Origin of the sequence: Pseudomonas mandelii (assembly GCF_900106065.1) — a bacterium.
Taxonomy (GTDB): Bacteria; Pseudomonadota; Gammaproteobacteria; order Pseudomonadales; family Pseudomonadaceae; genus Aquipseudomonas; species Aquipseudomonas mandelii.
On record NZ_LT629796.1, the window covers coordinates 4215685 to 4241284 of the forward strand.

26 protein-coding genes are annotated in these 25600 nt (G+C 59.5%); 25 read left to right on the forward strand and 1 reads right to left on the reverse strand.

What is annotated here, in order from left to right:
* Positions 1-4 precede the first annotated feature (4 nt).
* The 16 genes from fliH (at position 5) to BLU63_RS19575 (ending at position 13136) form a co-directional block, all read left to right on the forward strand.
* Positions 5-805 carry a flagellar assembly protein FliH gene (fliH, locus tag BLU63_RS19500; protein WP_010456958.1) on the forward strand — a complete coding sequence of 267 codons (801 nt, stop codon included), beginning with the start codon at positions 5-7 and terminating at the stop codon, positions 803-805.
* Positions 795-2153: a flagellar protein export ATPase FliI gene (fliI, locus tag BLU63_RS19505; RefSeq protein WP_077748627.1), complete on the forward strand. Its 1359-nt coding sequence runs from the start codon at positions 795-797 to the stop codon at positions 2151-2153. Before fliH ends, fliI begins: the two co-directional genes overlap by 11 nt.
* Positions 2154-2159: 6 nt before the next feature.
* Complete coding sequence (gene fliJ / locus BLU63_RS19510; RefSeq protein ID WP_010456956.1) at positions 2160-2609, forward strand: flagellar export protein FliJ; 450 nt, start codon at positions 2160-2162, stop codon at positions 2607-2609.
* A 211-nt stretch (positions 2610-2820) separates the two neighbouring features.
* Positions 2821-3126 (forward strand): STAS domain-containing protein, encoded by a 306-nt coding sequence (locus tag BLU63_RS19515; RefSeq protein ID WP_010456955.1) that lies wholly within the window; start codon positions 2821-2823, stop codon positions 3124-3126.
* 5 nt (positions 3127-3131) lie between these two features.
* A complete protein-coding gene (locus BLU63_RS19520) occupies positions 3132-4838 on the forward strand; it encodes an ATP-binding SpoIIE family protein phosphatase (protein ID WP_083375985.1) in 1707 nt (568 codons plus the stop codon).
* Positions 4839-4868: 30 nt separating this feature from the next.
* Positions 4869-5216 carry an Hpt domain-containing protein gene (locus tag BLU63_RS19525; RefSeq protein WP_010456953.1) on the forward strand — a complete coding sequence of 116 codons (348 nt, stop codon included), beginning with the start codon at positions 4869-4871 and terminating at the stop codon, positions 5214-5216.
* A gap of 105 nt (positions 5217-5321) precedes the next feature.
* A complete protein-coding gene (locus BLU63_RS19530; RefSeq protein WP_083375986.1) occupies positions 5322-6692 on the forward strand; it encodes a flagellar hook-length control protein FliK in 1371 nt (456 codons plus the stop codon).
* Between the two features lie 209 nt (positions 6693-6901).
* Positions 6902-7399, forward strand: a complete 498-nt coding sequence (fliL, locus tag BLU63_RS19535; RefSeq protein ID WP_077748629.1) for a flagellar basal body-associated protein FliL — start codon at positions 6902-6904, stop codon at positions 7397-7399.
* Between the two features lie 9 nt (positions 7400-7408).
* Complete coding sequence (gene fliM, locus BLU63_RS19540) at positions 7409-8377, forward strand: flagellar motor switch protein FliM (protein ID WP_010456950.1); 969 nt, start codon at positions 7409-7411, stop codon at positions 8375-8377.
* A 65-nt stretch (positions 8378-8442) separates the two neighbouring features.
* A complete protein-coding gene (gene fliN, locus BLU63_RS19545) occupies positions 8443-8901 on the forward strand; it encodes a flagellar motor switch protein FliN (protein WP_042933032.1) in 459 nt (152 codons plus the stop codon).
* Positions 8902-9342 carry a flagellar biosynthetic protein FliO gene (gene fliO, locus BLU63_RS19550; protein WP_010456948.1) on the forward strand — a complete coding sequence of 147 codons (441 nt, stop codon included), beginning with the start codon at positions 8902-8904 and terminating at the stop codon, positions 9340-9342.
* A complete protein-coding gene (fliP, locus tag BLU63_RS19555; protein ID WP_010456947.1) occupies positions 9342-10100 on the forward strand; it encodes a flagellar type III secretion system pore protein FliP in 759 nt (252 codons plus the stop codon). Before fliO ends, fliP begins: the two co-directional genes overlap by 1 nt.
* Entirely contained in the window at positions 10097-10366 is a 270-nt protein-coding gene (gene fliQ, locus BLU63_RS19560) for a flagellar biosynthesis protein FliQ (protein ID WP_010456946.1), read from the forward strand. The genes fliP and fliQ overlap by 4 nt, the downstream gene beginning before the upstream one ends.
* A gap of 3 nt (positions 10367-10369) precedes the next feature.
* On the forward strand, positions 10370-11155 hold the full coding sequence (gene fliR, locus BLU63_RS19565; protein WP_083375987.1) for a flagellar biosynthetic protein FliR: 786 nt from the start codon (positions 10370-10372) through the stop codon (positions 11153-11155).
* Between the two features lie 3 nt (positions 11156-11158).
* A complete protein-coding gene (gene flhB / locus BLU63_RS19570; RefSeq protein ID WP_083375988.1) occupies positions 11159-12298 on the forward strand; it encodes a flagellar biosynthesis protein FlhB in 1140 nt (379 codons plus the stop codon).
* A 175-nt stretch (positions 12299-12473) separates the two neighbouring features.
* Complete coding sequence (locus tag BLU63_RS19575; RefSeq protein ID WP_042933033.1) at positions 12474-13136, forward strand: hypothetical protein; 663 nt, start codon at positions 12474-12476, stop codon at positions 13134-13136.
* Positions 13137-13275: 139 nt separating this feature from the next.
* Here BLU63_RS19575 and BLU63_RS19580 read toward each other — a convergent pair whose 3' ends face one another.
* Positions 13276-14622, reverse strand: coding sequence for a YncE family protein (locus BLU63_RS19580; RefSeq protein WP_083375989.1), 1347 nt, complete (start codon positions 14620-14622; stop codon positions 13276-13278).
* 231 nt (positions 14623-14853) lie between these two features.
* Between BLU63_RS19580 and flhA the strand changes: the two genes are divergently transcribed.
* The 9 genes from flhA (at position 14854) to BLU63_RS19625 (ending at position 25590) form a co-directional block, all read left to right on the forward strand.
* Positions 14854-16983: a flagellar biosynthesis protein FlhA gene (gene flhA, locus BLU63_RS19585; RefSeq protein ID WP_083375990.1), complete on the forward strand. Its 2130-nt coding sequence runs from the start codon at positions 14854-14856 to the stop codon at positions 16981-16983.
* A gap of 11 nt (positions 16984-16994) precedes the next feature.
* Entirely contained in the window at positions 16995-18329 is a 1335-nt protein-coding gene (gene flhF / locus BLU63_RS19590; RefSeq protein WP_083375991.1) for a flagellar biosynthesis protein FlhF, read from the forward strand.
* 116 nt (positions 18330-18445) lie between these two features.
* Positions 18446-19276, forward strand: a complete 831-nt coding sequence (gene fleN, locus BLU63_RS19595; protein WP_003222917.1) for a flagellar synthesis regulator FleN — start codon at positions 18446-18448, stop codon at positions 19274-19276.
* A complete protein-coding gene (gene fliA, locus BLU63_RS19600) occupies positions 19273-20013 on the forward strand; it encodes an RNA polymerase sigma factor FliA (protein WP_007894214.1) in 741 nt (246 codons plus the stop codon). Before fleN ends, fliA begins: the two co-directional genes overlap by 4 nt.
* A gap of 167 nt (positions 20014-20180) precedes the next feature.
* Positions 20181-20552, forward strand: a complete 372-nt coding sequence (locus tag BLU63_RS19605; protein ID WP_003183998.1) for a chemotaxis response regulator CheY — start codon at positions 20181-20183, stop codon at positions 20550-20552.
* A gap of 22 nt (positions 20553-20574) precedes the next feature.
* Entirely contained in the window at positions 20575-21363 is a 789-nt protein-coding gene (locus BLU63_RS19610; protein WP_010456938.1) for a protein phosphatase CheZ, read from the forward strand.
* 53 nt (positions 21364-21416) lie between these two features.
* Positions 21417-23648: a chemotaxis protein CheA gene (locus BLU63_RS19615; RefSeq protein WP_083375992.1), complete on the forward strand. Its 2232-nt coding sequence runs from the start codon at positions 21417-21419 to the stop codon at positions 23646-23648.
* Between the two features lie 50 nt (positions 23649-23698).
* Positions 23699-24850: a protein-glutamate methylesterase/protein-glutamine glutaminase gene (locus BLU63_RS19620; protein ID WP_083375993.1), complete on the forward strand. Its 1152-nt coding sequence runs from the start codon at positions 23699-23701 to the stop codon at positions 24848-24850.
* Positions 24850-25590, forward strand: coding sequence for a flagellar motor protein (locus BLU63_RS19625; protein WP_010456935.1), 741 nt, complete (start codon positions 24850-24852; stop codon positions 25588-25590). Before BLU63_RS19620 ends, BLU63_RS19625 begins: the two co-directional genes overlap by 1 nt.
* The last annotated feature ends 10 nt before the right edge of the window (positions 25591-25600 follow it).

A 25600-nucleotide genomic window follows, 5' to 3' on the forward strand; every position in this document is an offset into this window, starting at 1 on the left:
CACTATGTCGTCCAAACATGATGAGTCCCAGACCGACCTGATCCGAGGCAAGGCCGTCGCCGGTTTCGATGTCTGGGCGTTGCCCAGTTTCGATCCGTTTGTGCCGGAGCCCGAGCCGGAACCCGAGCCCGAACCGCCGGAAATGGAAGAGGTGCCGCTGGATGAAGTCCAGCCACTGACCCTCGAAGAACTCGAAAGCATCCGTCAGGAGGCTTACAACGAAGGCTTCGCCATCGGCGAGAAAGAAGGCTTCCACAGCACCACACTCAAGGTCCGTCAGGAAGCTGAAGCCGTCCTGGCGCCGAAGGTTGCCGGCCTGGAACAGCTGATGGCCAACCTGTTCGAGCCCATTGCCGAGCAGGACACCCAGATCGAGAAATCCCTGGTCGACCTCGTGCAGCACATCACCAAACAGGTGATTCAGCGCGAACTGGCCATCGACTCGACGCAAATCGAACACGTCATGCGCGAAGCCCTCAAGCTCTTGCCGCTGGGCGTGGGTAACGTGCGGCTGCACATCAATCCGCAGGACTTCGAACAGGTCAAAGCCCTGCGCGAGCGCCATGAAGAAACCTGGCGTATCGTCGAAGACGAATCCCTGCTGCCCGGCGGTTGCCGGGTCGAGACCGAACACAGTCGCATTGACGCCACCGTTGAAACCCGCGTCGCCCAAGTCATGGCCAAGCTGTTCGATCAGTTGCATGACCAGGCCTTGCACCCGGCCGCTCCGGATCTGAGCCTGGAACTGCCGGTCGACGAAAAACCTGCGGTCGAGCCGACGCTGGACGAACCTGATGCGCCTTGATCGCACCAGCTTCGCCAAGCGCCTGGGCAGTTACGCCGAGGTCACTACGCTGGCGGGGGCGCCGATCCTCGAAGGCCGTCTGCTGCGCATGGTGGGCCTGACCCTCGAAGCCGAAGGTTTGCGCGCGGCAATGGGCAGCCGCTGCATGGTCATCAACGACGACAGTTATCAACCGGTGCAGGTCGAAGCCGAAGTCATGGGTTTCTCCGGCAGCAAGGTGTTCCTGATGCCGGTCGGCAGCGTCGCCGGCATTGCGCCCGGTGCCCGTGTGGTGCCTATGGCAGACACTGGCCGCTTGCCGATGGGCATGAGCATGCTCGGGCGGGTGCTGGACGGTGCCGGCCGTGCGCTGGACGGCAAGGGCGGCATGAAGGCCGAAGACTGGGTGCCGATGGACGGCCCGACCATTAACCCGCTCAAGCGTGAACCGATCAGTGAACCGCTCGATGTGGGCATTCGCACCATCAACGGTTTGTTGACGGTCGGTCGCGGTCAGCGTCTCGGTCTGTTCGCCGGTACCGGCGTCGGTAAATCCGTGCTGCTGGGCATGATGACCCGCTTTACCGAGGCCGACATTATCGTGGTCGGGCTGATCGGTGAGCGGGGTCGTGAGGTTAAAGAATTCATCGAGCACATCCTCGGTGAAGAAGGGCTCAAGCGTTCGGTGGTCGTCGCCTCGCCAGCGGACGATGCACCGCTGATGCGTCTGCGCGCCGCCATGTACTGCACGCGCATCGCCGAGTATTTCCGCGACAAGGGCAAGAACGTCCTGTTGCTCATGGACTCGCTGACCCGTTTCGCCCAGGCCCAGCGGGAAATCGCCCTGGCCATTGGCGAGCCGCCCGCAACCAAAGGCTATCCGCCGTCGGTGTTCGCCAAGTTGCCGAAACTGGTGGAGCGGGCCGGTAACGCCGAGAAGGGCGGCGGTTCGATCACCGCGTTCTACACCGTGTTGTCCGAAGGCGATGACCAGCAGGACCCGATTGCCGACTCGGCGCGAGGCGTGCTCGACGGGCACATCGTGCTGTCCCGGCGCCTGGCCGAAGAAGGTCATTACCCGGCCATCGATATCGAAGCCTCCATCAGCCGGGTCATGCCGTCGGTGGTCAGCCCCGAGCACATGGCGCGGGCGCAGATGTTCAAACAGTACTGGTCGCGCTATCAGCAGAGCCGCGACTTGATCAGCGTCGGTGCCTACGTGCCGGGCGGTGATCGTGAAACCGACGTCGCGATTTCCTTGCAGCCCGCCATGACCACTTATCTGCGTCAGGGCTTGAACGACAACATCGGCATGGGCGCCAGCGAAAACCACCTCGCCTCGATCTTCGCTCCGGCAGCGGGCGGCTAACCGGCCATGGCCCTGAGCCGCGCGGCACGCCTGGCACCCGTGGTGGAAATGGCCGAAAAGGCCGAAAAAACCGCGGTCATGCGCCTCGGGCACTTCCAGGGCCAGGTTCGTGTGGCGGAAAGCAAGCTCGCCGACCTCGAAAACTTCCGCCTCGAATACCAGGAACAATGGATTGTGCGCGGTAGCACTGGCGTTTCCGGCCAGTGGTTGCTTGGCTATCAGGGGTTTCTTGCGCAACTGGGCACCGCCATCGATCAGCAGCGCCAAAGCCTGAACTGGCACCAGAACAACCTGAACAAGGCGCGCGAGTCCTGGCAGCAGGCGTTTGCCCGGGTCGAAGGTTTGCGCAAACTTGTACAACGCTACATGGACGAGGCGCGCAAGCTCGAAGACAAGCGCGAGCAGAAGCTGCTGGACGAATTGTCCCAGCGGTTGCCGCGGCATGATCCGTATTGAATCAGCGGGATCGCGTGACCGTTCTTCGCGGGCAAGCCTCGCTCCTACAGGTTATGTGTCGTTTGCGAGTAATGTAGACGCATAACCCGTAGGAGCGAGGCTTGCCCGCGAAGGCGGTCTGACAGGCGTGACAACTTCCCGCCTTGCTCCCATCTCCGCCAAGTGCTAAACCTTGTACACGTACGTTTACCCATGACAAGGAAGCCGATAAATGTCAGTTGTTACAGATGTATCTCCGGATGGGAAAAAGCTGACGATTTCGATCGAGGGACGATTCGATTTTGGTCGGCATCAGGAGTTTCGCGAGTCTTACGAGAAACTCGAAAAAAAACCGGAATCTGTTGTGGTGGACTTAAGGAAAGCCACGTATCTCGATAGCTCGGCGCTGGGGATGCTGCTTCTGCTCCGTGATCACGCCGGTGGCGACAGTTCCGATATTCGCGTCGTTAACAGCAATTCAGATGTGCGCAAGATCCTCGCCATCTCCAATTTCGACAAGCTGTTCGACATCACTTGACCGCCATGCAGCCGTCGCTTGAACCGCTGACCATCCTCATCGCCGAAGACAGCGCGGCCGATCGCATGCTCCTGTCGAGCATTGTCCGTCGTCAGGGCCACCAGGTATTGACGGCCGCCAACGGCGCCGAAGCCGTCGAAGCGTTTCGCCAGCAGCGGCCGCACCTGGTTCTGATGGACGCCATGATGCCGGTCATGGACGGTTTCGAGGCGGCACGACAGATCAAGGCGCTGGCCGGGGAAACCCTGGTGCCGATCATCTTCCTGACCTCGCTGACCGAAAGCGAGGCCCTGGCCCGGTGTCTGGAGGCCGGTGGTGACGACTTTCTGGCAAAGCCCTACAACCAGGTGATCCTTGCCGCCAAGATCAAGGCCATGGATCGCTTGCGCCGGTTGCAGGCCACGGTGCTACAGCAGCGTGACCTGATCGCCAAACATCATGACTACTTGCTCAACGAGCAGCGGGTGGCCAAGGCCGTATTCGACAAGGTGGCGCATTCGGGCTGCCTGAGTGCGCCAAACATCCGCTACTTGCAATCACCTTACGCGCTGTTCAACGGCGATCTGCTGCTGGCGGCATTCACCCCGGCCGGCGACATGCATGTGCTACTGGGTGATTTCACCGGTCACGGGCTGCCGGCCGCGGTGGGCGCCATGCCCTTGGCTGAAGTCTTCTATGGCATGACAGCCAAAGGGTATGGCCTGGCTGAAACCCTGCGTGAGATGAACGCCAAGCTCAAGCGCATTCTGCCGGTGGACATGTTCTGCTGCGCCACCTTGCTGTGCCTGAGCTTTCAGCGGCGCTCGGTGGAAGTCTGGAACGGCGGGATGCCGGACGGTTATCTGCACAACATCGTCAGCGGTGAGCGCACGCCGTTGACGGCGCGGCATTTGCCGTTGGGCATATTGAGCCCGCAAACCTTCAATGACCGCACCGAAGTGTTTCCGATGGCCGTTGGTGATCGGGTGTTTCTACTCTCCGACGGGGTCATCGATACCTGCGATGCCAACGATCAGTTGTTCGGTGTAGAGCGCTTGCATCAGGTGTTTGCGGCCAATCGTCAGCCAGACGCGCTGTTCGAGGACATCGAGCAGGCACTGCGAGATTTTCGTGGCGAGGCCCGCGATGATGTGAGCATGGTCGAGATCAGTCTGCTGGAGGCCGAGCAATTGAACCCTCCGGCGCCGGTGTATTCCGACAGCGGCCAGTCGTGTCCGCTGGACTGGTCGGTGAGTTTCGAGTTTCGCGCCGCGACACTCAAACGTTTCAATCCGCTGCCGTACCTGTTGCAGTTGTTGCTTGAGGTCCATGGTCTGCGGGCTCAGAGTGGGGCGCTCCACAGCGTGTTGGCAGAACTGTATTCCAACGCCCTTGAGCACGGCGTGCTGGGGCTGGATTCAAGCCTCAAGCGCGATGCTTCGGGTTTTGCGCGCTATTATCAAACGCGCAATGAGCGGCTGGAGGCGTTGCAGGACGGCTTTGTGCGGGTGCATTTGCAGATCGTGCCGACGGGCAAGGGCGGCAGCCTGATTGTGCGGGTCGAAGACAGTGGCAAAGGTTTCGATGTGGCGCGGGTAATGGAGCGTCCCGTCGACGGTGGCCGTCTGTCGGGGCGCGGCGTCAGTCTGATCCGCCAATTGAGCCGTAGTGCGAGCTGGTCCGACGATGGTCGTAGTGCTCGCGTAGAGTTTTTCTGGGAGGCTCTGGCATAATTCACCCATTCTTGATCAAGGAGTGAGCAAGTGGCTGACACACATCTGGACCGTGCCGTGCTGAGCGCGCTGCAAGAGGTCATGGAGGGTGATTATCCGATGTTGCTGGATACCTTCATTGCCGATTCCGAAAAGCGCTTGTGCGTGTTGCGAGAGGCTGAAGATGCCGCGCAACTCATGAGCACCGCCCATAGTTTCAAGGGCAGCAGCAGCAATATGGGGGCCGTTCGTCTCGCTGAGCTGTGCAATGAGCTTGAGCAACGCGCCAAGCAAAAAAGCCTCGCCGGTATTGAAAAGCTGGTCGGGGAAATCGACGGCGAATTCGCCATTGTCCGACCGCTGTATGAGGCGGAGCGACAGCGCTCTCTAGCGGACTGACGCAACCGTCCGGCGCTTTTAACCTTTGTCGAGCCGAACTGGCTCGACCTTTGCAATCAACTCACTCAACTGTACCTACGATCCCAGTGCAGCGGAGACCGTTTTATGCCCGTTACCCCCCATTCGCTTCTTCAGGCCGCCGCGACGGCCAAGACTCAAGTCGCCTCCGCCAATACCCCGGCGCTGACCGCTGAGCCAGGGGGCAAGGCGTCCAGCTTCGCTGATGTTTACGCCGATCAAGCCCGGAACAAGCCTTCTGTGGTCGCCGATAAAGCGGCTAAACCGGCTACCGAAAATGCCTCGAAAACCCACGGCAAACCGGATGTCAGCACTGACAAGCCTGCCGCCCCGGAACGGGCGGTTGCCGATAGCGGCAATTCCTTGCCCGCCGATAAACCGGCGCCGACCGATGACACAGCTGCCAGCGACAACCAGCCCGAGACGGCTGAAACGCCGGTGGCCGATACGGCGCCTGTCGATCCGAGCCTCGACCCGGCCCTTGATCCTGCGTTGATGCAGGCAGTACAGCCGTCGGTAACCGTACCGGCCGCGCAAACAGCTGCACCAGTTGTCACGACCGCACAGCCGCAGGCTGAAGCGCCGGTTGCCGCCGCCGTTGTTGCCGCGTCTGTGCCAGTGGAGACGGCCACTGACGGCGATTTTGATCCCGAAGCTGATCCGCTCGACGCATTGCCCGCCGTACGCATGGCCATGGAGCAGAGCGGCCACGTATCCGCCAGCAGCCAGGCCCAGTCCAAAGCCACGGCTGCCCAGACCCAGGCTGACGGTGAGCTGACGGCGGCGCAGAACTTTGCCGCCGGCATGGCCAGCATGCTCGACGTGCAAGCCGACAAGGACAGCACCAGTCAGGGTGGCGAGAAAGCCTTCAGCGGTCTGATTGATAGCGGCCTCAAGGATTTGACGTCCGCCAGCAGCGATACCCGTGTCGATGACTTCGCCAACCGTCTGGCGGCACTGACCCAGGCGGCCACCCCAAAAACCGCCAATGCCTTGCCGGTCAACCAACCGATCGCCATGCATCAGAGCGGCTGGACCGAGGAAGTGGTCAACCGCGTCATGTACCTTTCCAGCGCCAACCTCAAGGCGGCCGACATCCAGTTGCAACCGGCTGAACTGGGGCGTCTCGATATCCGGGTGAACATGGTTCCCGACCAGCAGACCCAGGTTACCTTCATGAGCGCCCATCCAAGCGTTCGTGAAGCGCTGGACAGTCAGATGCAACGCCTGCGTGACATGTTCGTGCAACAGGGCATGGGCCAGGTCGACGTCAATGTGTCCGACCAGTCTCGTGGCTGGCAAGGCCAGGATCAGGCTCAGCAGGGGCAGGGCGGTCGGACCAGCGCCAATGGAGGTCGTCTTGACTCCATGGATGACGAGGTCGCAACCGCCGTCGCCGAAGTGGCGGCAACCGCTACCAGCGTGATCGGCTCCAGCGCCGTCGACTACTACGCCTGATCACACCTCTCCTGTAGGAGCGAGGCTTGCCCGCGAAGAATGATGACGCGGTATGGCTGATAAACCGCGGCGCCTGTTTCGCGGGCAGCCTCGCTCCTACAATTGATTGCGTTTCGCTGTCTCCCATACCTCCTCGACACTTCTGGCATAACACTTGCTCTTGCCTTGCCGTGCGACTGTGAAAACCCGAATAGTGACGGATTATTGGCATGGCGAAGAGCGACGCAGTAGTAAAAGAACCCGCAACCAAAGGCAAGGTCAAGCTGATCATTGCGATCGTGGTGGCCCTGTTGCTGGCGGTCGGCATGTCCGTGGGGGCGACCTGGTTCTTCATGCACAGTGCCCAGAGCAAGCCTGTCGCCGCCGAAACCGCTGTGGTCGGCAAGCAGCCAGCGATTTTCGAGCCCATGGCCCCGGCTTTCGTGGCCAACTACAACGTGAACGGTCGCCAGCGCTACATGCAGGTGAGCATCACCCTGCAAGGCCGTAATCAGGTTGATCTGGAAGCGCTCAAAGTGCATATGCCGGTGATCCGCAACAACCTGGTCATGCTGTTCTCCGGCCAGGACTTCGCCACGCTGGCGACCCCGGTTGGCCAGGAGATGTTGCGTCAGAAGGCCACGGCCAGCGTCCAGGAAGTGGCGCAGAAAGAACTCGGCAAAGTGGTTATCGAACAGCTGCTTTTTACTAATTTCGTACTGCAGTAGGAACACGACATGGCCGTGCAGGACCTGCTGTCCCAGGATGAGATCGATGCGCTGTTGCATGGCGTCGACGATGGTCTGGTACAGACCGATAACGCTGCCGAACCCGGCAGCGTCAAAAGCTACGACCTGACCAGCCAGGATCGCATCGTCCGTGGACGCATGCCGACCCTGGAAATGATCAACGAGCGATTCGCCCGCTACACCCGCATCAGCATGTTCAACATGCTGCGCCGCTCGGCGGACGTTGCCGTCGGCGGTGTGCAGGTGATGAAGTTCGGCGAATACGTGCACTCGCTGTACGTGCCGACCAGCCTCAACCTGGTCAAGATCAAGCCGTTGCGCGGCACCGCGCTGTTCATCCTTGACGCCAAACTGGTGTTCAAGCTGGTGGACAACTTCTTCGGCGGTGACGGCCGTCACGCGAAGATCGAAGGGCGTGAATTCACCCCCACCGAGCTGCGTGTGGTGCGCATGGTGCTGGAGCAGGCCTTCGTCGATTTGAAGGAAGCCTGGCAGGCGATCATGGAAGTGAACTTCGAGTACATCAACTCGGAAGTGAACCCGGCCATGGCCAATATCGTCGGTCCGAGCGAAGCGGTGGTGGTGTCCACTTTCCACATCGAACTCGATGGGGGTGGCGGCGACCTGCACGTGACCATGCCGTACTCGATGATCGAGCCGGTGCGCGAAATGCTTGACGCCGGCTTCCAGTCGGATCTGGACGATCAGGACGAGCGCTGGGTCAACGCCCTGCGCCAGGACGTGCTGGACGTCGACGTGCCGATCGGTGCCACGGTTGCCCGTCGCCAGTTGCGTTTGCGCGACATCCTGCACATGCAGCCGGGTGACGTGATCCCGGTCGAGATGCCGGAAGAGATGATCATGCGCGCCAACGGCGTGCCGGCCTTCAAGGTCAAGATGGGCTCGCATAAAGGCAACCTCGCGTTGCAGGTGATCGAGCCGATCGAGCGTCGCTGATTGGCGCTCCAACCCCCTATTAATTGGCTGCTCTTGATTGAGCAGTTGCCCGCCGAGGACAAATGATGAACGACGATATGAACGCCCAGGACGACCAGGCACTGGCTGACGAATGGGCTGCTGCCCTGGAAGAAACCGGTGATGCCGGCCAGGCCGATATCGACGCCTTGCTGGCCGCCGACGTCGGCAGCTCGTCGTCTAACCGTCTGCCGATGGAAGAGTTCGGCAGCGTGCCGAAGAACCACGATCCGGTCACCCTGGACGGTCCGAACCTCGACGTGATCCTCGACATTCCGGTGTCGATTTCCATGGAAGTGGGCAGCACCGACATCAACATCCGCAACCTGCTGCAACTCAACCAGGGTTCGGTGATCGAGCTGGACCGACTGGCCGGTGAGCCGCTGGACGTACTGGTCAACGGCACCCTGATCGCCCACGGCGAAGTGGTTGTGGTCAACGAGAAGTTTGGCATCCGCCTGACCGACGTGATCAGCCCAAGCGAACGTATCAAGAAGCTGCGCTAAGTGAAGAGGGTTCTGGGGTTTTTATTGGCGTTGCCGTTCAGCGTTCTGGCCGCCGAGCCGGTTGCGACGGCGGCGGCCGCGCCGGCAGTCAGTAGCGGTGTGGCCGGGCAACTGACGCAGTTGGTCTTCGGCTTGCTGTTGGTGCTGGGGTTGATCTTCTTCCTCGCCTGGCTGCTGCGCCGGGTCCAGCAGGCCGGGCCGGCCGGTAAGGGGCAGGTGATCGAGATTGTCGGTTCCCGTGCCTTGGGCCCCCGCGACCGTTTGATGCTGGTGCAAGTCGGCAATGAGCAGATCTTGCTTGGCCTGAGCCCCGGCACGATCACTGCACTGCATGTGCTTAAAGAGCCGATTGAAGTGCCGACCACCACCGAGAAAGCGACCCCGGAGTTTGCCCAGCATCTGTTGAAGATACTCGGCAAGGATCAGAAGGATAAGAAGTAATGGGTGCGTTACGCATCGTCTTGACGCTGGCCCTGATGCTGGTCGCGCCGCTGGCGTTCGCCGCCGATCCGTTGTCGATCCCGGCGATCACCCTGGGTACCAACGCCAATGGCGCTCAGGAATACTCGGTCAGCCTGCAAATTTTGCTGATCATGACCGCGCTGAGTTTCATCCCGGCGTTCGTCATGCTGATGACCAGTTTCACCCGGATCATCATTGTGTTCTCGATCCTGCGTCAGGCCCTGGGCCTGCAGCAGACGCCGTCGAACCAGATCCTCACCGGCATGGCGCTGTTCCTGACCCTGTTTATCATGGCACCGGTGTTTGACCGGGTGAATCAGGACGCCTTGCAACCGTACCTGGCGGAGAAACTCACCGCTCAGGATGCCGTGGCCAAGGCCCAGGTGCCGATCAAGGACTTCATGCTGGCGCAGACGCGCAGCAGCGATCTCGAGCTGTTCATGCGCCTGTCCAAGCGCACTGACATCGCTTCGCCGGATCAGGCACCGCTGACCATTCTGGTGCCGGCCTTCGTCACCTCCGAGCTTAAAACCGCGTTCCAGATCGGCTTCATGATCTTCATTCCGTTCCTGATCATCGACCTGGTCGTGGCCAGTGTGCTGATGGCCATGGGGATGATGATGCTCTCGCCGCTGATCATTTCCCTGCCGTTCAAGATCATGCTGTTCGTGCTGGTGGATGGCTGGGCGTTGATCATCGGCACCCTGGCAAGCAGCTTCGGCGGTGTGTCGCCATGACGCCGGAAGTGGCGGTAGACATTTTTCGCGAAGCGCTGTGGCTGACCACCATGATGGTGGCTGTGCTGGTGATTCCGAGTCTGCTGGTGGGCCTGCTGGTGGCAATGTTCCAGGCCGCCACGCAGATCAACGAACAAACCCTGAGCTTCCTGCCGCGCTTGCTGGTCATGCTGGTCACGCTGATCGTCGCCGGCCCGTGGCTGGTGCAGACGTTCATGGAATACATCCTGCAGCTGTACGGCAATATTCCTCAGGTCATCGGCTAAACCATGCCGTCGCTGCTGCAGCTGACCGATACCCAGATCAGTACCTGGGTGGCGACGTTCATGTTGCCGCTGTTTCGCATCGGGGCCTTGCTGATGGTCATGCCGGTGTTCGGCACAACCCTGGTGCCCACTCGCGTGCGCCTGTATTTCGCCCTGGCGATCACAGTGGTGATTGCGCCGGGCCTTCCGCCGATGCCGCCGATCAATGCGCTGGATTTGAGTGCGCTGCTGCTAATCGCCGAGCAGGTCCTCATCGGTGCGTTGCTGGGTTTCTCCTTGCAGCTGTTCTTCCAGGCGTTCGTGGTGGCGGGGCAGATCGTCTCCATTCAGATGGGCATGGGCTTCGCGTCGATGATCGACCCCACCAACGGCGTCTCGGTGGCGGTGATCGGGCAGTTCTTCACCATGCTGGTGACGCTGTTGTTCCTGTCCATGAATGGCCATCTGGTGGTCTTCGAAGTCCTGACCGAAAGCTTCACCACGATGCCGGTGGGCAGTGGCTTGATGGTCAATCATTTCTGGGAGCTGGCCGGTAAGCTGGGCTGGGTTCTGGGTGCTGCACTGTTGCTGGTACTGCCGGCGATCACCGCGTTGCTGGTGGTCAACATTGCGTTCGGCGTGATGACCCGGGCCGCGCCGCAACTGAACATTTTTTCCATCGGTTTCCCGCTGACCCTGGTGCTCGGGCTGTTCATCGTCTGGGTCGGGTTGGCGGACATCATCAATCAGTATCAACCGCTGGCCTCCGAGGCCTTGCAGTTGTTACGCGAACTGGCACGGGCGCGCTGAGTCATGGCTGAGAGCGAAAGCGGTCAGGACAAAACAGAAGACCCCACGGAGAAACGTAAAAAGGACTCCCGGGAAAAGGGCGAGATTGCGCGCTCCAAGGAGCTCAACACCCTGGCTGTCATGCTCGCCGGCGCTGGCGGGCTGCTGATTTTCGGTGGAGCCCTGGCGCAGGACATGATGGAGCTGATGCGCATGAACTTCACGCTGTCGCGGGAAGTGATTCTGGATCAGCGCAACATGGGCGCCTTCCTGCTGCACTCGGGGCAGATCGCCCTGCTGGCAATTCAGCCGGTGATGATCACCTTGTTGCTGGCCGCGTTGATTGGCCCGATTTCCCTCGGTGGCTGGCTGTTCGCGGCAGGCTCCCTGGCACCGAAATTCAGTCGCATGAACCCCGGTGCGGGGCTCAAGCGAATGTTCTCGGCCAAGGCGCTGGTCGAACTGCTCAAGGCCCTGGCGAAGTTTTTCATCGTGCTGTTCGTGGCGCTGGCGGTGTTGTCTGCCGACATCGACGATCTGATGCGCATTGCTCATGAGCCGTTGGACATGGCGATCATTCACAGCCTGCAAGTGGTCGGCTGGAGCACTTTGTGGATGGCTTGCGGGCTGATCATCATCGCTGCCGTCGACGTGCCGGTGCAGCTGTGGGAAAGCCACAAGAAACTGCTGATGACCAAGCAGGAAGTGCGTGACGAACACAAGGATCAGGAAGGGCGGCCGGAGGTCAAACAGCGCATTCGCCAGTTGCAGCGCGAGATGTCGCAGCGGCGGATGATGGCGGCCATCCCTGAGGCCGACGTGGTGATTACCAACCCGACTCACTACGCCGTCGCCCTCAAGTACGATCCCGACAAGGGCAGCGCGCCGGTGCTGCTGGCCAAGGGCAGTGACTTTCTGGCCTTGAAAATTCGTGAAATCGCCGTGGCCAATAATGTGCTGCTGCTCGAATCGCCGGCCCTGGCGCGTTCGATCTACTACTCCACGGAACTGGAGCAGGAAATCCCCGGTGGGTTGTACCTGGCGGTCGCTCAGGTGCTGGCCTACGTCTACCAGATCCGCCAGTACCGCGCGGGCAAGGGCAAGCGCCCGGATCCGCTGAAGGACAACTTGCCGATCCCACCGGATCTGCGGCGTGATTCCTGATCCCGTTCATCTGAAAACCCTGCAACCCTGTTAGTTCTGACAGTAGACGGTCAGCACCCGCTTGCGCTGTCATACCCGTGGGAATTCTCCCGATCAACGTCCTTGCAGTGGTGTTCTGATCATTCGACTGGAGCGCCAAGGATTGGTGTTTGCGTCTGTTCTAGAGGGAATAATCATGACCGAGCGTCTCTATCGAAAACTGCAGGGTATGGAGTTGAAGTTTGTTTCGGGTGTTCTGAAGGATAAGCCGACAGAAAGCGCTATCGGTTATTCGGTCACATTCAGAATGTCGCTGGATTTCGCGTGCTTTGTGCAGATGGCCAATGCTCATATACCTGGATATTTAAACTTTCCAAAAAATGCCATCAGGCCCTCGTTGGAAGGGTTCGCCAGCCATGACAGCTTCAACTATTTAGAAGATTCGGCCGGAAAAATCGGTAGCACAGAGGAGTTGTGCCGCCTTTTTACGGATCCAGAAAACTACAACGATCAGTGGTCCGCCGGGGTCTTGCAGCGACGCCCTCACAAACCTGAATTCTCATTTGTCGATGGGCAACTGCAAGTGGTCGCCACAGTAGATTATCGCCATTCGAAAAAACGCCCGATTCTGGTGAGTGATTTGCCGGTCATTAAATTTCAATGGGCATTAGACCTGTTGTTGGGGCACAACATGGCGGGTGATTCCCTTGCGCCGGGGACAGTCGTCATACTTGGCTATGCCTTGGAGGAGTTGGTGGAGGCGGAGGGATTGCAGATGAATAAAGGTACACGGTACATGGTTGGCAGAACGCTTGATTTCGGTGCCATCCGTGAGGCGCAGATTCTGACGGCGGGATGATTGAGCGCTGGTGTGTGATGTTTTTGTGCCTGACGACCGCTGACGTGAGCCCTTCTGTTTCGAACCTCCCTGCGCAAAAGTTGCGAAGGGAGACCTGCAGTTGGAAAACTGCAGGTGAGTAGGCTTTTATCCTGGGATTCTAATAGAAATAAAGCACAAAGATGCCGTTGTCAGGCCGCGCAAGCACCTCTCTCAGGTTGTTCTTTCCTGTATCGATTTTCTGGATAACCTCCAGGCTTACAGCATCCAGAACCCAGATGAACGCGGAGGTAAACGTAACGACATAGAGGTGCTTACCGTCGGCGCTCACCGACACATGTCTCGGCGATTTTTCGCTCCAGGCAACATTGATGATTTTGTTGGTAGCCGTATCAATTACCGCAATTTCGCTAGCACTGATATCGGCCACATAAAGGCGAGTACTGTCCTGGTTCAGGGCCATCGAGTAGGCAGATCCAGTGATCGGTATTCTTGCGACAGTTTTTAATTTTTCAGTGTCAATGACGTCAATAGCGGTTGGATCGGAGTCCGACTCCGCGTCGCCCCCGTGGGCAAGGTACACACGCGAACCGCTGGAATTGATAGCGAGGCCAAAAGGCCACGGATTGATCGGCAGCGACAGGACAATGGACTGAGTGCTTGTATCGACTGCTTTCAAGTACCCATTGATTCCCAGTGTGTTACAGGCATAGAGACGTTCGCCGCTTGAACTCACCACCATATAAGGTGAGCCGGATTCGAGGTCGGCGCCTTTCTTGATGTCGTGAGTTTTAGTGTCGATCTCCCAAATGTAATTCGAGTAACGACTGTTGACGTAAGCATGGTCACCGTTCGGGCTTAGGCCACCTAACGTTTCGCCTCCCGTTTCAGGTGAGTAGCTATGAACGATTGTCTGAGTACGGGTATCCATTGCGCGGACATAACTGACGCTGCCATCCGGGGATTGAACGAAATACAGCCGTGAAGCATCCCGGTTGAGGGTGAGGCCGTGGATGCCCTGGACCATCTGTATATTGTCGTTCGCCCGCGTCGCCAGGGGGGCAGCGTGCGGGTAGCTTATCTGGATCTGCGCAAATGGGCCGTGGTGACGGGAGGTCACCTTTTCCAGGCGCAGGTCTGTCAGAGACCTGAGTGCAACGTGAATCTCTGCGCGTTGCTCGCATGTTTGAAATGGCTGGTTGTTGATTTTTACTCGATAGCTCAGTTCATGTCGGCCTTCGGTGAGGTCCTCGGGTTTCACATGGATCATCAAAGGCGATCCGGCATCCGCAGTTGTGATGATGTGTCGAGCAATGACTTTGTCGTCGAGCAGTAGCTCCAGTTCGTTGTCTGAGGCTAAACACGGGTCGGCAATGGTTACGTTCACCCCATTGTAGGGAAAGAAGTCTTCGCGGGAGGCAAGCCTGATTCCGGTGTCTTTCCAGTCGAGAGTGTCGAGATTAACTTTCACCGACGGTGCAGTCAGTGACGTGCGTGTGTTGTTCATGGGGCAATTCCTGTCGCTGCGATTGGTCTTTCATTGAAGGTCAATGCGCGGCACACGGCTACTGTCAGAACTAACAGGTACGAATGCTTTTTGGATCAGTGGTCACAAAGGTTGCGCCTGCAATCCACTACGTATTCCCCGCTCCGGCAAAAGTTGGAAGGCTTCTTGCAGTAGCCGCTCTGCGCCTGCTTCAGGCGTCAAAAGTTTGCTTTAAAGGAACGGGGAAAACCGGTGGATCGCTCTCAGTTACTCAACACTGCACGCACAAACGTTGCCGACTTAAGTCGGGGCAACCTGGGTGTGCCGTTGTTGCTGCTGGTCATGTTGGCAATGATGATGTTGCCGATCCCGCCGTTCCTGCTGGACGTGTTTTTCACGTTCAACATCGCGTTGTCGATTGTCGTCTTGCTGGTTTGCGTCTACGCCTTGCGGCCGCTGGATTTCGCAGTGTTCCCAACCATTCTGCTGGTGGCAACGTTGTTGCGACTGGCGCTGAACGTGGCCTCCACCCGAGTGGTGATGCTCCACGGACAGGACGGTCACGCTTCCGCCGGTAAGGTGATCCAGGCCTTCGGCGAGGTGGTGATCGGCGGTAACTACGTGGTTGGTATCGTAGTTTTCGCGATCTTGATGATCATCAACTTCGTCGTGGTGACCAAGGGCGCCGGGCGGATTTCCGAGGTGAGCGCACGTTTCACCCTCGATGCGATGCCCGGCAAACAAATGGCAATCGACGCCGACTTGAACGCCGGCCTGATCGACCAGAACCAGGCCAAACTGCGCCGGATGGAAGTCGCCCAGGAAGCCGAGTTCTACGGTTCGATGGACGGTGCCAGCAAATTCGTGCGCGGTGACGCCATCGCCGGCCTGCTGATTCTGTTCATCAACCTGATCGGCGGCATGGCGGTCGGTATCTTCCAGCACGGCATGACCTTTGGTGATGCCGGCCGGGTTTACGCCTTGTTGACCATCGGTGACGGTTTGGTGGCGCAATTGCCATCACTGCTGTTGTCGACAGCGGCGGCAATCATGGTGACCCGTGCTTCCGGTTCGGAAGACATGGGCAAACAGATCAATCGCCAGATGTTCGCCTCGCCGAAAGCGTTGGCCGTGGCGGCGGGTTTGATGGCAGTGATGGGCCTGGTGCCCGGCATGCCGCACTTCTCCTTTCTCAGCATGGCGGCCCTGGCTGCTGGCGGCGCGTACCTGTTCTGGAAGAAGCAGAACGTGGTCAAGGTTCAGGCCCTGCAAGAGGTCAAGCGTCAACAGGAGCTGCTGCCATCGCCAGCTCGCGCGATGGAAACCAAGGAACTGGGTTGGGACGACGTGACACCAATCGACATGATCGGGCTGGAAGTCGGCTATCGCCTGATTCCGCTGGTGGATCGCAATCAGGGTGGTCAGTTGTTGGCGCGGATCAAGGGCGTGCGCAAGAAGCTGTCCCAGGACCTGGGCTTCCTGATGCCGACTGTGCACATTCGTGACAACCTCGACCTGGCCCCGAGTGCTTACCGCCTGACCCTGATGGGCGTGATCCTGGCAGAAGCCGAGATTTACCCGGATCGCGAACTGGCGATCAACCCGGGGCAGGTCTACGGCACGCTCAACGGCATAACCGCCAAAGATCCGGCTTTTGGCCTGGAAGCGGTCTGGATCGAAATCAGCCAGCGTGCCCAGGCGCAATCGCTGGGTTACACCGTGGTGGACGCCAGTACGGTCGTGGCGACGCACTTGAACCAGATTCTGTACAAGCACTCCAGCGAACTGATCGGTCACGAAGAAGTCCAGCAACTCATGCAATTGCTGGCCAAAAGCTCGCCGAAGCTGGCCGAAGAGCTGGTGCCGGGTGTGGTCTCGCTGTCGCAGTTGCTCAAGGTGCTTCAAGCGTTGTTGGCCGAACAGGTGCCGGTGCGGGACATTCGCAGCATCGCCGAGGCCATCGCCAACAATGCTGCCAAGAGTCAAGATACTGCCGCTTTGGTGGCCGCGGTGCGCGTCGGCGTATCCCGCGCAATCGTCCAAAGCATTGTAGGGACTGACTCCGAGCTACCAGTTATCACGCTGGAGCCAAGGTTGGAACAGATATTGCTCAATAGTCTTCAGAAGGCAGGACAAGGCTCGGAAGAGGGTGTTCTGCTGGAGCCAAGCATGGCTGAGAAACTGCAACGTTCGTTGATCGATGCGGCGCAGCGTCAGGAAATGCAAGGTCAACCGGTGATTCTGCTGGTAGCCGGTCCGGTTCGCGCGATGCTGTCGCGATTCGGCCGACTGGCAGTGCCGGGTTTGCATGTGTTGGCTTACCAGGAAATTCCTGACAACAAGCAAGTGACCATCGTTGCGACAGTAGGGCCCAACGGCTGAGGTAGTGGTTTATGCAAGTTAAGCGTTTTTTCGCCGCCGATATGCGTCAGGCCATGAAACTGGTTCGTGATGAGCTGGGCGCTGATGCCGCCATTATTGGCAATCGCCGGATCGCCGGTGGTGTCGAGCTGACGGCTGCCCTGGATTACAAATTGTCGGCGCTGGCCCCGCGTGTTCCGAACATGGAACTCGAGGATGAGCTGCGCAAGACCCAGTCGCGGATCGTCACCGCCCAGGCCGAATTGAGCCTGCGTGGCGAAGGCGAAACCGAAGGCGACAAGACCACCAATCGCCAGTTGTTCGCCGGCCTGCCGTTGACCGCCGCCGAGCCGCTGATCGAGCCGACGTATGCCGAACCTCGTCGCTCGGCACCAACCCCGGCACCTGCCGCTGGCGGCGTCGATCCGCGGGCGTTCGATTCGATGCGTTTCGAACTCAACAGCCTGCGCGAATTGATGGAAGTACAACTCGGCTCCCTGGCCTGGAATCAGCTGCAAGGCAGCCGTCCAGCCCAGGCCAATCTTTGGCGTCGCTTGCAACGCATCGGCCTGTCCGGCCCGTTGTCCCGCGACTTGCTGGCGATGATTACCGACATCGACGAACCCCGTCAGGCCTGGCGCATGTTACTGGCGCACCTGGCACGGATGATTGCCACACCGGAAGTCGAACCACTGGAAGAGGGCGGCGTGATTGCCATGGTCGGCCCTGCCGGCATGGGCAAGACCACCACCCTGGCCAAGCTCGCGGCCCGCTACGTGCTCAAATACGGCGCGCAAAACATCGCGCTGGTGAGCATGGACAGCTACCGTATCGGTGCTCAGGAACAATTGAAGACCCTGGGCCGGATTCTCAACGTGTCGGTAACCCACGTCGATCCGGGCCAATCTCTGGTGCAGGCGCTGGACCCCTTGCTGCGCAAGCGCGTGGTGTTGATCGATACCGCCGGCCTCCAGGCCAGCGATCCAGCCCTGCGCATGCAGCTCGAAAGCCTGGCCGGACGGGGCATCAAGTCAAAAAATTATCTGGTTCTGGCAACCACCAGCCAGAAACAGGTTCTAACGGCCGCTTATCATAGTTACAAGCGCTGCGGGCTCGCTGGCTGCATCCTGACTAAACTGGATGAAACGGCAAGTCTGGGCGAGGTGTTGAGCCTGGCGATCAGTCATGAATTGCCGGTGGCTTACCTGACCGATGGCCCGCGTATTCCGGATGATTTGCATCTGCCGCGTCGTCATCAGTTGGTCAGTCGTGCCGTCAGCGTGCAAATGCAAGAAGAACCCAGCGAAGAAGCCATGGCTGACATGTTCGCTGATATTTACCACAGCCCGACCAAGCAGGTTGGCTGAGGTGCTAATGAACCGTTTTTGTACCTACATCGATGGTCTGCCATGCATTGTTCAGTTATTGAGCGCGCAGCCAGTAATGTGGCCTCCGTCTATGCAAGACAAGGTAAAGAAATAACATGGGCAGCATGCATCCCGTACAGGTGATCGCGGTGACCGGCGGCAAAGGTGGCGTCGGGAAGACTAACGTGTCAGTGAACTTGTCCCTGGCTCTAGCTGAGCTCGGCCGGCGCGTCATGCTGCTGGACGCCGATCTGGGGCTGGCGAACGTCGACGTCCTCTTGGGGCTGACACCCAAACGTACCCTGGCCGACGTGATCGAAGGCCGCTGTGAGCTGCGCGACGTTCTGTTGCAGGGCCCCGGCGGTATTCGCATTGTCCCGGCCGCGTCCGGCACACAGAGCATGGTTCATCTGAGCCCGGCTCAACACGCCGGCCTGATCCAGGCCTTCAGCGATATCGGCGACAACCTCGATGTCTTGGTGATCGACACCGCTGCAGGTATTGGTGACTCGGTAGTCAGTTTCGTTCGCGCAGCGCAAGAGGTCTTGCTGGTGGTGTGCGACGAGCCGACCTCGATCACCGACGCCTACGCGCTGATCAAACTGCTGAACCGCGATTACGGCATGAACCGCTTCCGCGTCCTGGCCAACATGGCCCAGAGCCCGCAGGAAGGTCGCAACCTGTTCGCCAAGTTGACCAAGGTCACGGACCGCTTCCTTGACGTCGCCTTACAATACGTCGGCGCGGTGCCTTACGACGAAAGCGTGCGCAAGGCCGTGCAGAAACAGCGTGCCGTCTACGAAGCCTTCCCGCGTTCCAAGTGCGCCCTGGCGTTCAAGGCCATCGCGCAGAAGGTCGACACCTGGCCGCTGCCTGCCAACCCGCGTGGGCACCTGGAGTTTTTCGTCGAGCGCCTCGTGCAACAGACCGCAGGACCCGTCCTATGACAGCCAGTGGCTACAACCTCTACAAGAAGTCGGCACGTGACGCGCAGTACGAGCTGATCGAGCGTTACGCGCCACTGGTCAAACGCATTGCTTACCACTTGCTGGCGCGTCTGCCGGCCAGTGTTCAGGTTGAAGACCTGATCCAGGCCGGGATGATCGGCCTGCTGGAAGTATCGACCAAATATGACGCCAGCAAAGGCGCGAGTTTCGAGACGTACGCGGGCATTCGAATCCGCGGCGCGATGCTCGATGAAGTGCGCAAGGGTGACTGGGCGCCACGCTCGGTTCACCGCAATACCCGCATGGTCAGTGACGCAATTCGCTCGATTGAAGCTAAAACCGGTCGTGACGCTAAAGATCATGAAGTTGCGGCCGAACTCCAATTGAGTCTCGACGATTATTACGGGATTTTGAACGACACCCTGGGCAGCCGGTTATTCAGTTTCGACGATCTGTTGCAGGACGGCGAACACGAAGGGCTGCACGAGGATGGCGCGAGTGCACATCTGGAGCCGTCACGCGATCTGGAAGATGAACGCTTCCAGGCCGCGCTGGCGGACGCGATTGCCAATTTGCCGGAGCGTGAGCGACTGGTGTTGGCGCTGTACTACGACGAAGAGCTGAACCTCAAGGAAATCGGTGAGGTCCTGGGGGTCAGCGAATCGCGGGTCAGCCAGTTACATAGCCAGTGCGCGGCCCGTTTGCGGGGGCGTTTGGGGGAGTGGCGAGCGCGCTGAAGGCAGTGTGGGGGCACTGCGAACGAGGCCGGTGGGGTGTTGAACTGCACCGGTCGCGATCTGTTGTGCTCCAGACAGTCATCGAGTGCATTGCCGGATTGATTGAAATGGCGCGTCCAGGTGCTGGGCGCGTTTAAGACTGCTTGGAGGTCGAATTGGACAAGAACATGAAAATCCTCATCGTTGATGACTTCTCAACGATGCGGCGGATCATAAAAAACCTGTTGCGTGACCTTGGGTTCACCAACACGGTCGAGGCCGACGATGGCACTACTGCCATTCCGGTTCTCAACAGCGGGAGCATCGACTTTCTGGTAACGGACTGGAACATGCCTGGCATGACCGGTATCGATCTGCTGCGTCACGTGCGCGCCGATGAAAAGCTCAAGCACCTGCCGGTGCTGATGGTGACCGCCGAAGCCAAGCGCGAGCAGATTATCGAAGCAGCCCAGGCCGGTGTTAACGGCTATGTGGTCAAACCCTTTACGGCCCAGGCGTTGAAAGAAAAAATCGAGAAGATTTTCGAACGCATCGGTTGATCCACTGCGCCACGGGGGAGCTATGGAGCATAACGAATCTTCACTGGGCGATTTTGAATCGACCCTGAAAAAACACGCGGTCGAACTGGTCGAAAGCCTTGAAAAGGGCAGGTTCGGCGACGCTGTGCAACTGATCCATGAGCTCAATCAGACCCGTGACCGCGGCCTGTACCAGGAAGTGGGCAAGCTCACTCGCGAGCTGCATAGCGCGATCGTCAATTTCCAGATTGACCCGAACATGCCGCAAGCCGAGGAAGTGTCGCAGATCACGGACGCCACCGAGCGCCTGGGGTATGTGGTCAAGCTGACCGAGGCTGCGGCCAACCGCACCATGGACCTGGTGGAAAACGCCACGCCGCTGGTCAATGGCCTGAGCACTGAAGCTCAGGCATTGAGCACCGACTGGGGGCGCTTCATGCGTCGCGAAGTCGGGGCTGAAGAGTTTCGCGAACTGGCCCGGCGAGTCGACGGTTTCCTGACACGCAGCAGCGAAGACAATCGCACGGTGTCGAGCAACCTCAACGACATATTGCTGGCCCAGGATTACCAGGACCTCACCGGTCAGGTGATCAAACGCGTGACCCAATTGGTCACCGAAGTTGAAAGCAACCTGCTCAAGCTTGTGCTCATGGCCAGTCAGGTAGACCGCTTTGCGGGTATCGAACATGACCGTGAAGCGATGCTCGCTGAAAAAGATCCGCAAAAACATCTCTCTCAGGGTGAAGGTCCGCAGATTCATGCCGATAAAAGAGAAGACGTTGTGTCCGGTCAGGACGATGTGGACGATTTGTTATCCAGCCTAGGATTTTAGAGTTTTAGCATTTTAGGTTTTTTAGGTTTTTAGACCTCAGGAGCACCCCCTTAATGAGCTTCGGCGCCGATGAAGAGATCCTTCAGGATTTCCTGGTTGAGGCCGGCGAGATTCTAGAGCAACTGTCCGAACAGCTGGTCGAGCTTGAAAGCCGACCGGATGATGCGGACTTGCTCAATGCAATTTTTCGCGGTTTTCACACTGTAAAAGGGGGCGCCGGCTTCCTCCAGCTCAACGAGCTGGTGGAGTGCTGTCACATCGCCGAGAACGTGTTCGACATCCTGCGCAAGGGTGAGCGTCGCGTCGACTCGGAACTGATGGACGTGGTTCTCGAAGCGCTGGATGCGGTGAACAGCATGTTCACCGAGGTCCGCGAACGCAGCCCGATTACGGCTGCCACGCCTGAATTGCTCGCGGCACTGGCCCGTCTGGCCGAGCCGCAAACGGCTGATGAATCCGCACCGGTTGCTGAAGTGGTCGAAGCACCTGCTGCTGAAGAATCGGGCGACATCACTGATAACGAATTCGAGCAATTGCTGGACTCGCTGAACGCCGTCAAGGCTCAAGCCGAAGCGCCGGCGGTTGCTCCAGTGGCGGCTACCGATTCGGCGGCCGGCGACGAAATCACCGATGCCGAGTTCGAGTCGTTGCTCGATCAACTGCATGGCAAAGGCCAGTTCGCCGTCGACGCGGTGGCACCGTCCACTGCACCGGCTGCTCCGAAAGCGGCCGGCGACAGCTCTGATATTACCGACGACGAATTCGAAGCACTGCTCGACCAGTTGCACGGCAAGGGCAACTTTGCGGTGGACGCGCTGGAGTCGGCCATTGCCGCCGTACCCGCCTCGGCTGCGCCAACCGCGAAAGCGGCCGGTGGTGATCTGATCTCCGATCACGAGTTCGAGTCGCTGCTCGACGAATTGCATGGCAAAGGCAAATTCACTGAAGTCGGCACAGGTGCTGCGGTGGCTGCTCCAGCCGCCAAGGCTGCTGCACCGAAACCGGTTGCCAAGACGCCCGAGCCGAAAGGCGAAGCGCCGAAACCGGCGGCTGCCGCTGCACCGGCTCCAGCCCGCGCACCGTCCGCGCCGCCACCGGAAAAACCGGCCAGTGAAGCCGAGACCACCGTGCGGGTTGATACCGCGCGTCTCGACGAAATCATGAACATGGTCGGCGAACTGGTATTGGTGCGTAACCGCTTGGTCCGTCTGGGCCTCAACAGCGGCGACGAAGCCATGTCCAAGGCTGTGTCGAACCTCGACGTGGTCACGGCCGACCTGCAGACCGCGGTCATGAAGACCCGGATGCAACCGATCAAGAAAGTCTTCGGGCGCTTCCCGCGCCTGGTTCGCGACCTGGCTCGCCAGCTCAAGAAAGAGATCAACCTGGAGCTGGTCGGCGAAGAAACCGACCTCGACAAGAACCTCGTCGAGGCCCTGGCCGATCCGCTGGTCCACTTGGTGCGCAACTCGGTCGACCACGGCATTGAAGAGCCGGCCGAGCGCGAAGCGATGGGCAAACCTCGCAGCGGCAAGGTGATCCTGTCGGCAGAACAGGAAGGCGACCACATCCTGCTGTCCATCTCCGATGACGGCAAGGGCATGGACGCCGATGTTCTGCGCGGCATTGCCGTGAAGAAAGGGTTGATGGACAAGGATGCCGCGGATCGCCTCAGCGAGTCCGACTGCTTCAACCTGATCTTTGCGCCGGGTTTTTCGACCAAGACCGAAATTTCCGATGTCTCCGGACGCGGCGTGGGCATGGACGTGGTGAAAACCAAAATCGCCCAGCTCAACGGCACCATCAATATTTATTCGACCAAGGGCAAAGGCTCGAAGATCGTCATCAAGGTCCCGTTGACCCTGGCGATCATGCCGACGCTGATGGTCATGCTCGGCAACCAGGCGTTCGCGTTCCCGCTGGTGAACGTCAACGAAATCTTCCACCTCGACCTGTCGCGCACCAACGTGGTGGACGGCCAGGAAGTGGTGATCGTGCGGGACAAGGCTCTGCCATTGTTCTACCTCAAGCGCTGGCTGGTCAGCTCCGCCGCTCACGAAGAGCAGCGCGAAGGCCACGTGGTGATCCTTTCGGTGGGTACTCAGCGGATCGGCTTCGTCGTCGACCAGCTGGTGGGCCAGGAAGAAGTGGTCATCAAGCCATTGGGCAAAATGCTCCAGGGAACCCCGGGCATGTCGGGCGCCACCATTACCGGTGACGGTCGCATCGCGCTGATTCTCGATGTTCCGAGCATGCTCAAGCGTTACGCCGCACGGCGTATTTGATTCTGGTGGAGCGGGGCGACTAAGCCTCGCTCCGTCCTAACGGAGTGTTTATGGCAGTCAAAGTCCTGGTGGTGGACGATTCGGGGTTTTTCCGCCGCCGCGTCTCGGAAATTCTTTCAGCGGATCCGAATATCCAGGTCGTCGGTACTGCGACCAACGGAAAAGAGGCGATTGATCAGGCGCTGGCCCTCAAGCCAGACGTGATCACCATGGACTACGAGATGCCGATGATGGATGGCATCACGGCAGTGCGGCACATCATGCAGCGTTGCCCGACCCCGGTGTTGATGTTCTCCTCGCTGACCCACGAAGGCGCTCGGGTAACCCTCGATGCGCTGGACGCCGGCGCGGTGGATTTCCTGCCGAAGAATTTCGAAGACATCTCCCGTAACCCGGAGAAGGTCAAGCAACTGCTGTGCGAGAAAATTCTCAGCATCTCGCGCAGTAACCGTCGTGCCAGCACCTACAGCGCACCGGCCCCGGTCGCCGCGCCAGCCCCGACGCCTGCGCCTTCGAGCGTCAGCAGTTACGGCAGCAGCACGCCTGCGCGTCCGGCTCCGGCACCGATGCCGGCGCGTAGCTACGCCCCGGCATCGGCCCCGGCATCGTCCGGACAGTCGTCGCCCGCACCAAAACGCAAAGCCTACAAACTGGTGGCTATCGGTACGTCCACGGGCGGTCCGGTTGCCCTGCAACGGGTGTTGACCCAGTTGCCGGCCAACTTCCCGGCCCCGATCGTGTTGATCCAGCACATGCCGGCCGCCTTCACCAAGGCCTTCGCCGAACGTCTGGACAAGCTCTGCCGCATCAGCGTCAAGGAAGCGGAGGATGGCGACATTCTGCGTCCGGGCCTGGCGCTGCTGGCGCCGGGTGGCAAGCAAATGATGATCGACGGCCGTGGCGCGGTGAAAATCCTGCCGGGCGACGAGCGTCTGAACTACAAACCGTGCGTGGACATCACCTTCGGTTCGGCAGCCAAGTCCTACGGCGACAAAGTTCTGGCGGTCGTACTGACCGGCATGGGCGCCGACGGTCGTGAAGGCGCGCGCCTGCTCAAGCAGGGCGGCAGCGCGATCTGGGCTCAGGATGAAGCCAGCTGCGTGATCTACGGCATGCCGATGGCCATCGTCAAAGCCGACCTCGCCGACGCGATCTACGGTCTGGACGATATTGGCAGGCACTTGGTCGAGGCGTGTATCTGATGGATGTTTTAAGCCTTATCGGGATCATCTTGGCGTTTGTCGCCATCATTGGCGGCAACTACCTTGAAGGCGGTCATCTCGGCGCATTGGCCAACGGCCCGGCGGCGCTGATCGTACTCGGTGGGACTATCGGCGCGGCATTGTTGCAATCACCGATGAGCGCCTTCAAGCGTGCCATGCAAATCATTGGCTGGATTCTGTTTCCGCCTCGCGTTGACCTGGCCGGTGGCGTCGACCGCGTCGTCAACTGGAGCCTGACCGCGCGCAAGGAAGGCCTGCTCGGTCTGGAAGGGGTGGCCGATGCCGAACCTGACAGCTACTCGCGCAAAGGTCTGCAACTGCTGGTCGACGGCGCCGAGCCGGAAGCGATTCGCAGCATTCTGGAAGTGGATTTCTACACCCAGGAAGCCCGCGACATCGAAGCGGCCAAAGTCTTTGAAAGCATGGGCGGCTACGCGCCGACCATTGGCATCATCGGTGCGGTAATGGGCCTGATCCATGTCATGGGCAATCTGGCCGATCCGACGCAACTGGGCAGCGGCATCGCCGTCGCCTTCGTCGCGACCATCTACGGTGTGGCCAGTGCCAACCTGGTGTTGCTGCCGATTGCCGCCAAGCTCAAGTCCGTTGCCTTGCGCCAGTCGCGTTATCGCGAAATGTTGCTGGAAGGAATCCTGTCGATCGCCGAAGGTGAAAACCCTCGCTCTATTGAGTTGAAGCTTCAGGGCTTCATGGATTGATGGGAGTAAC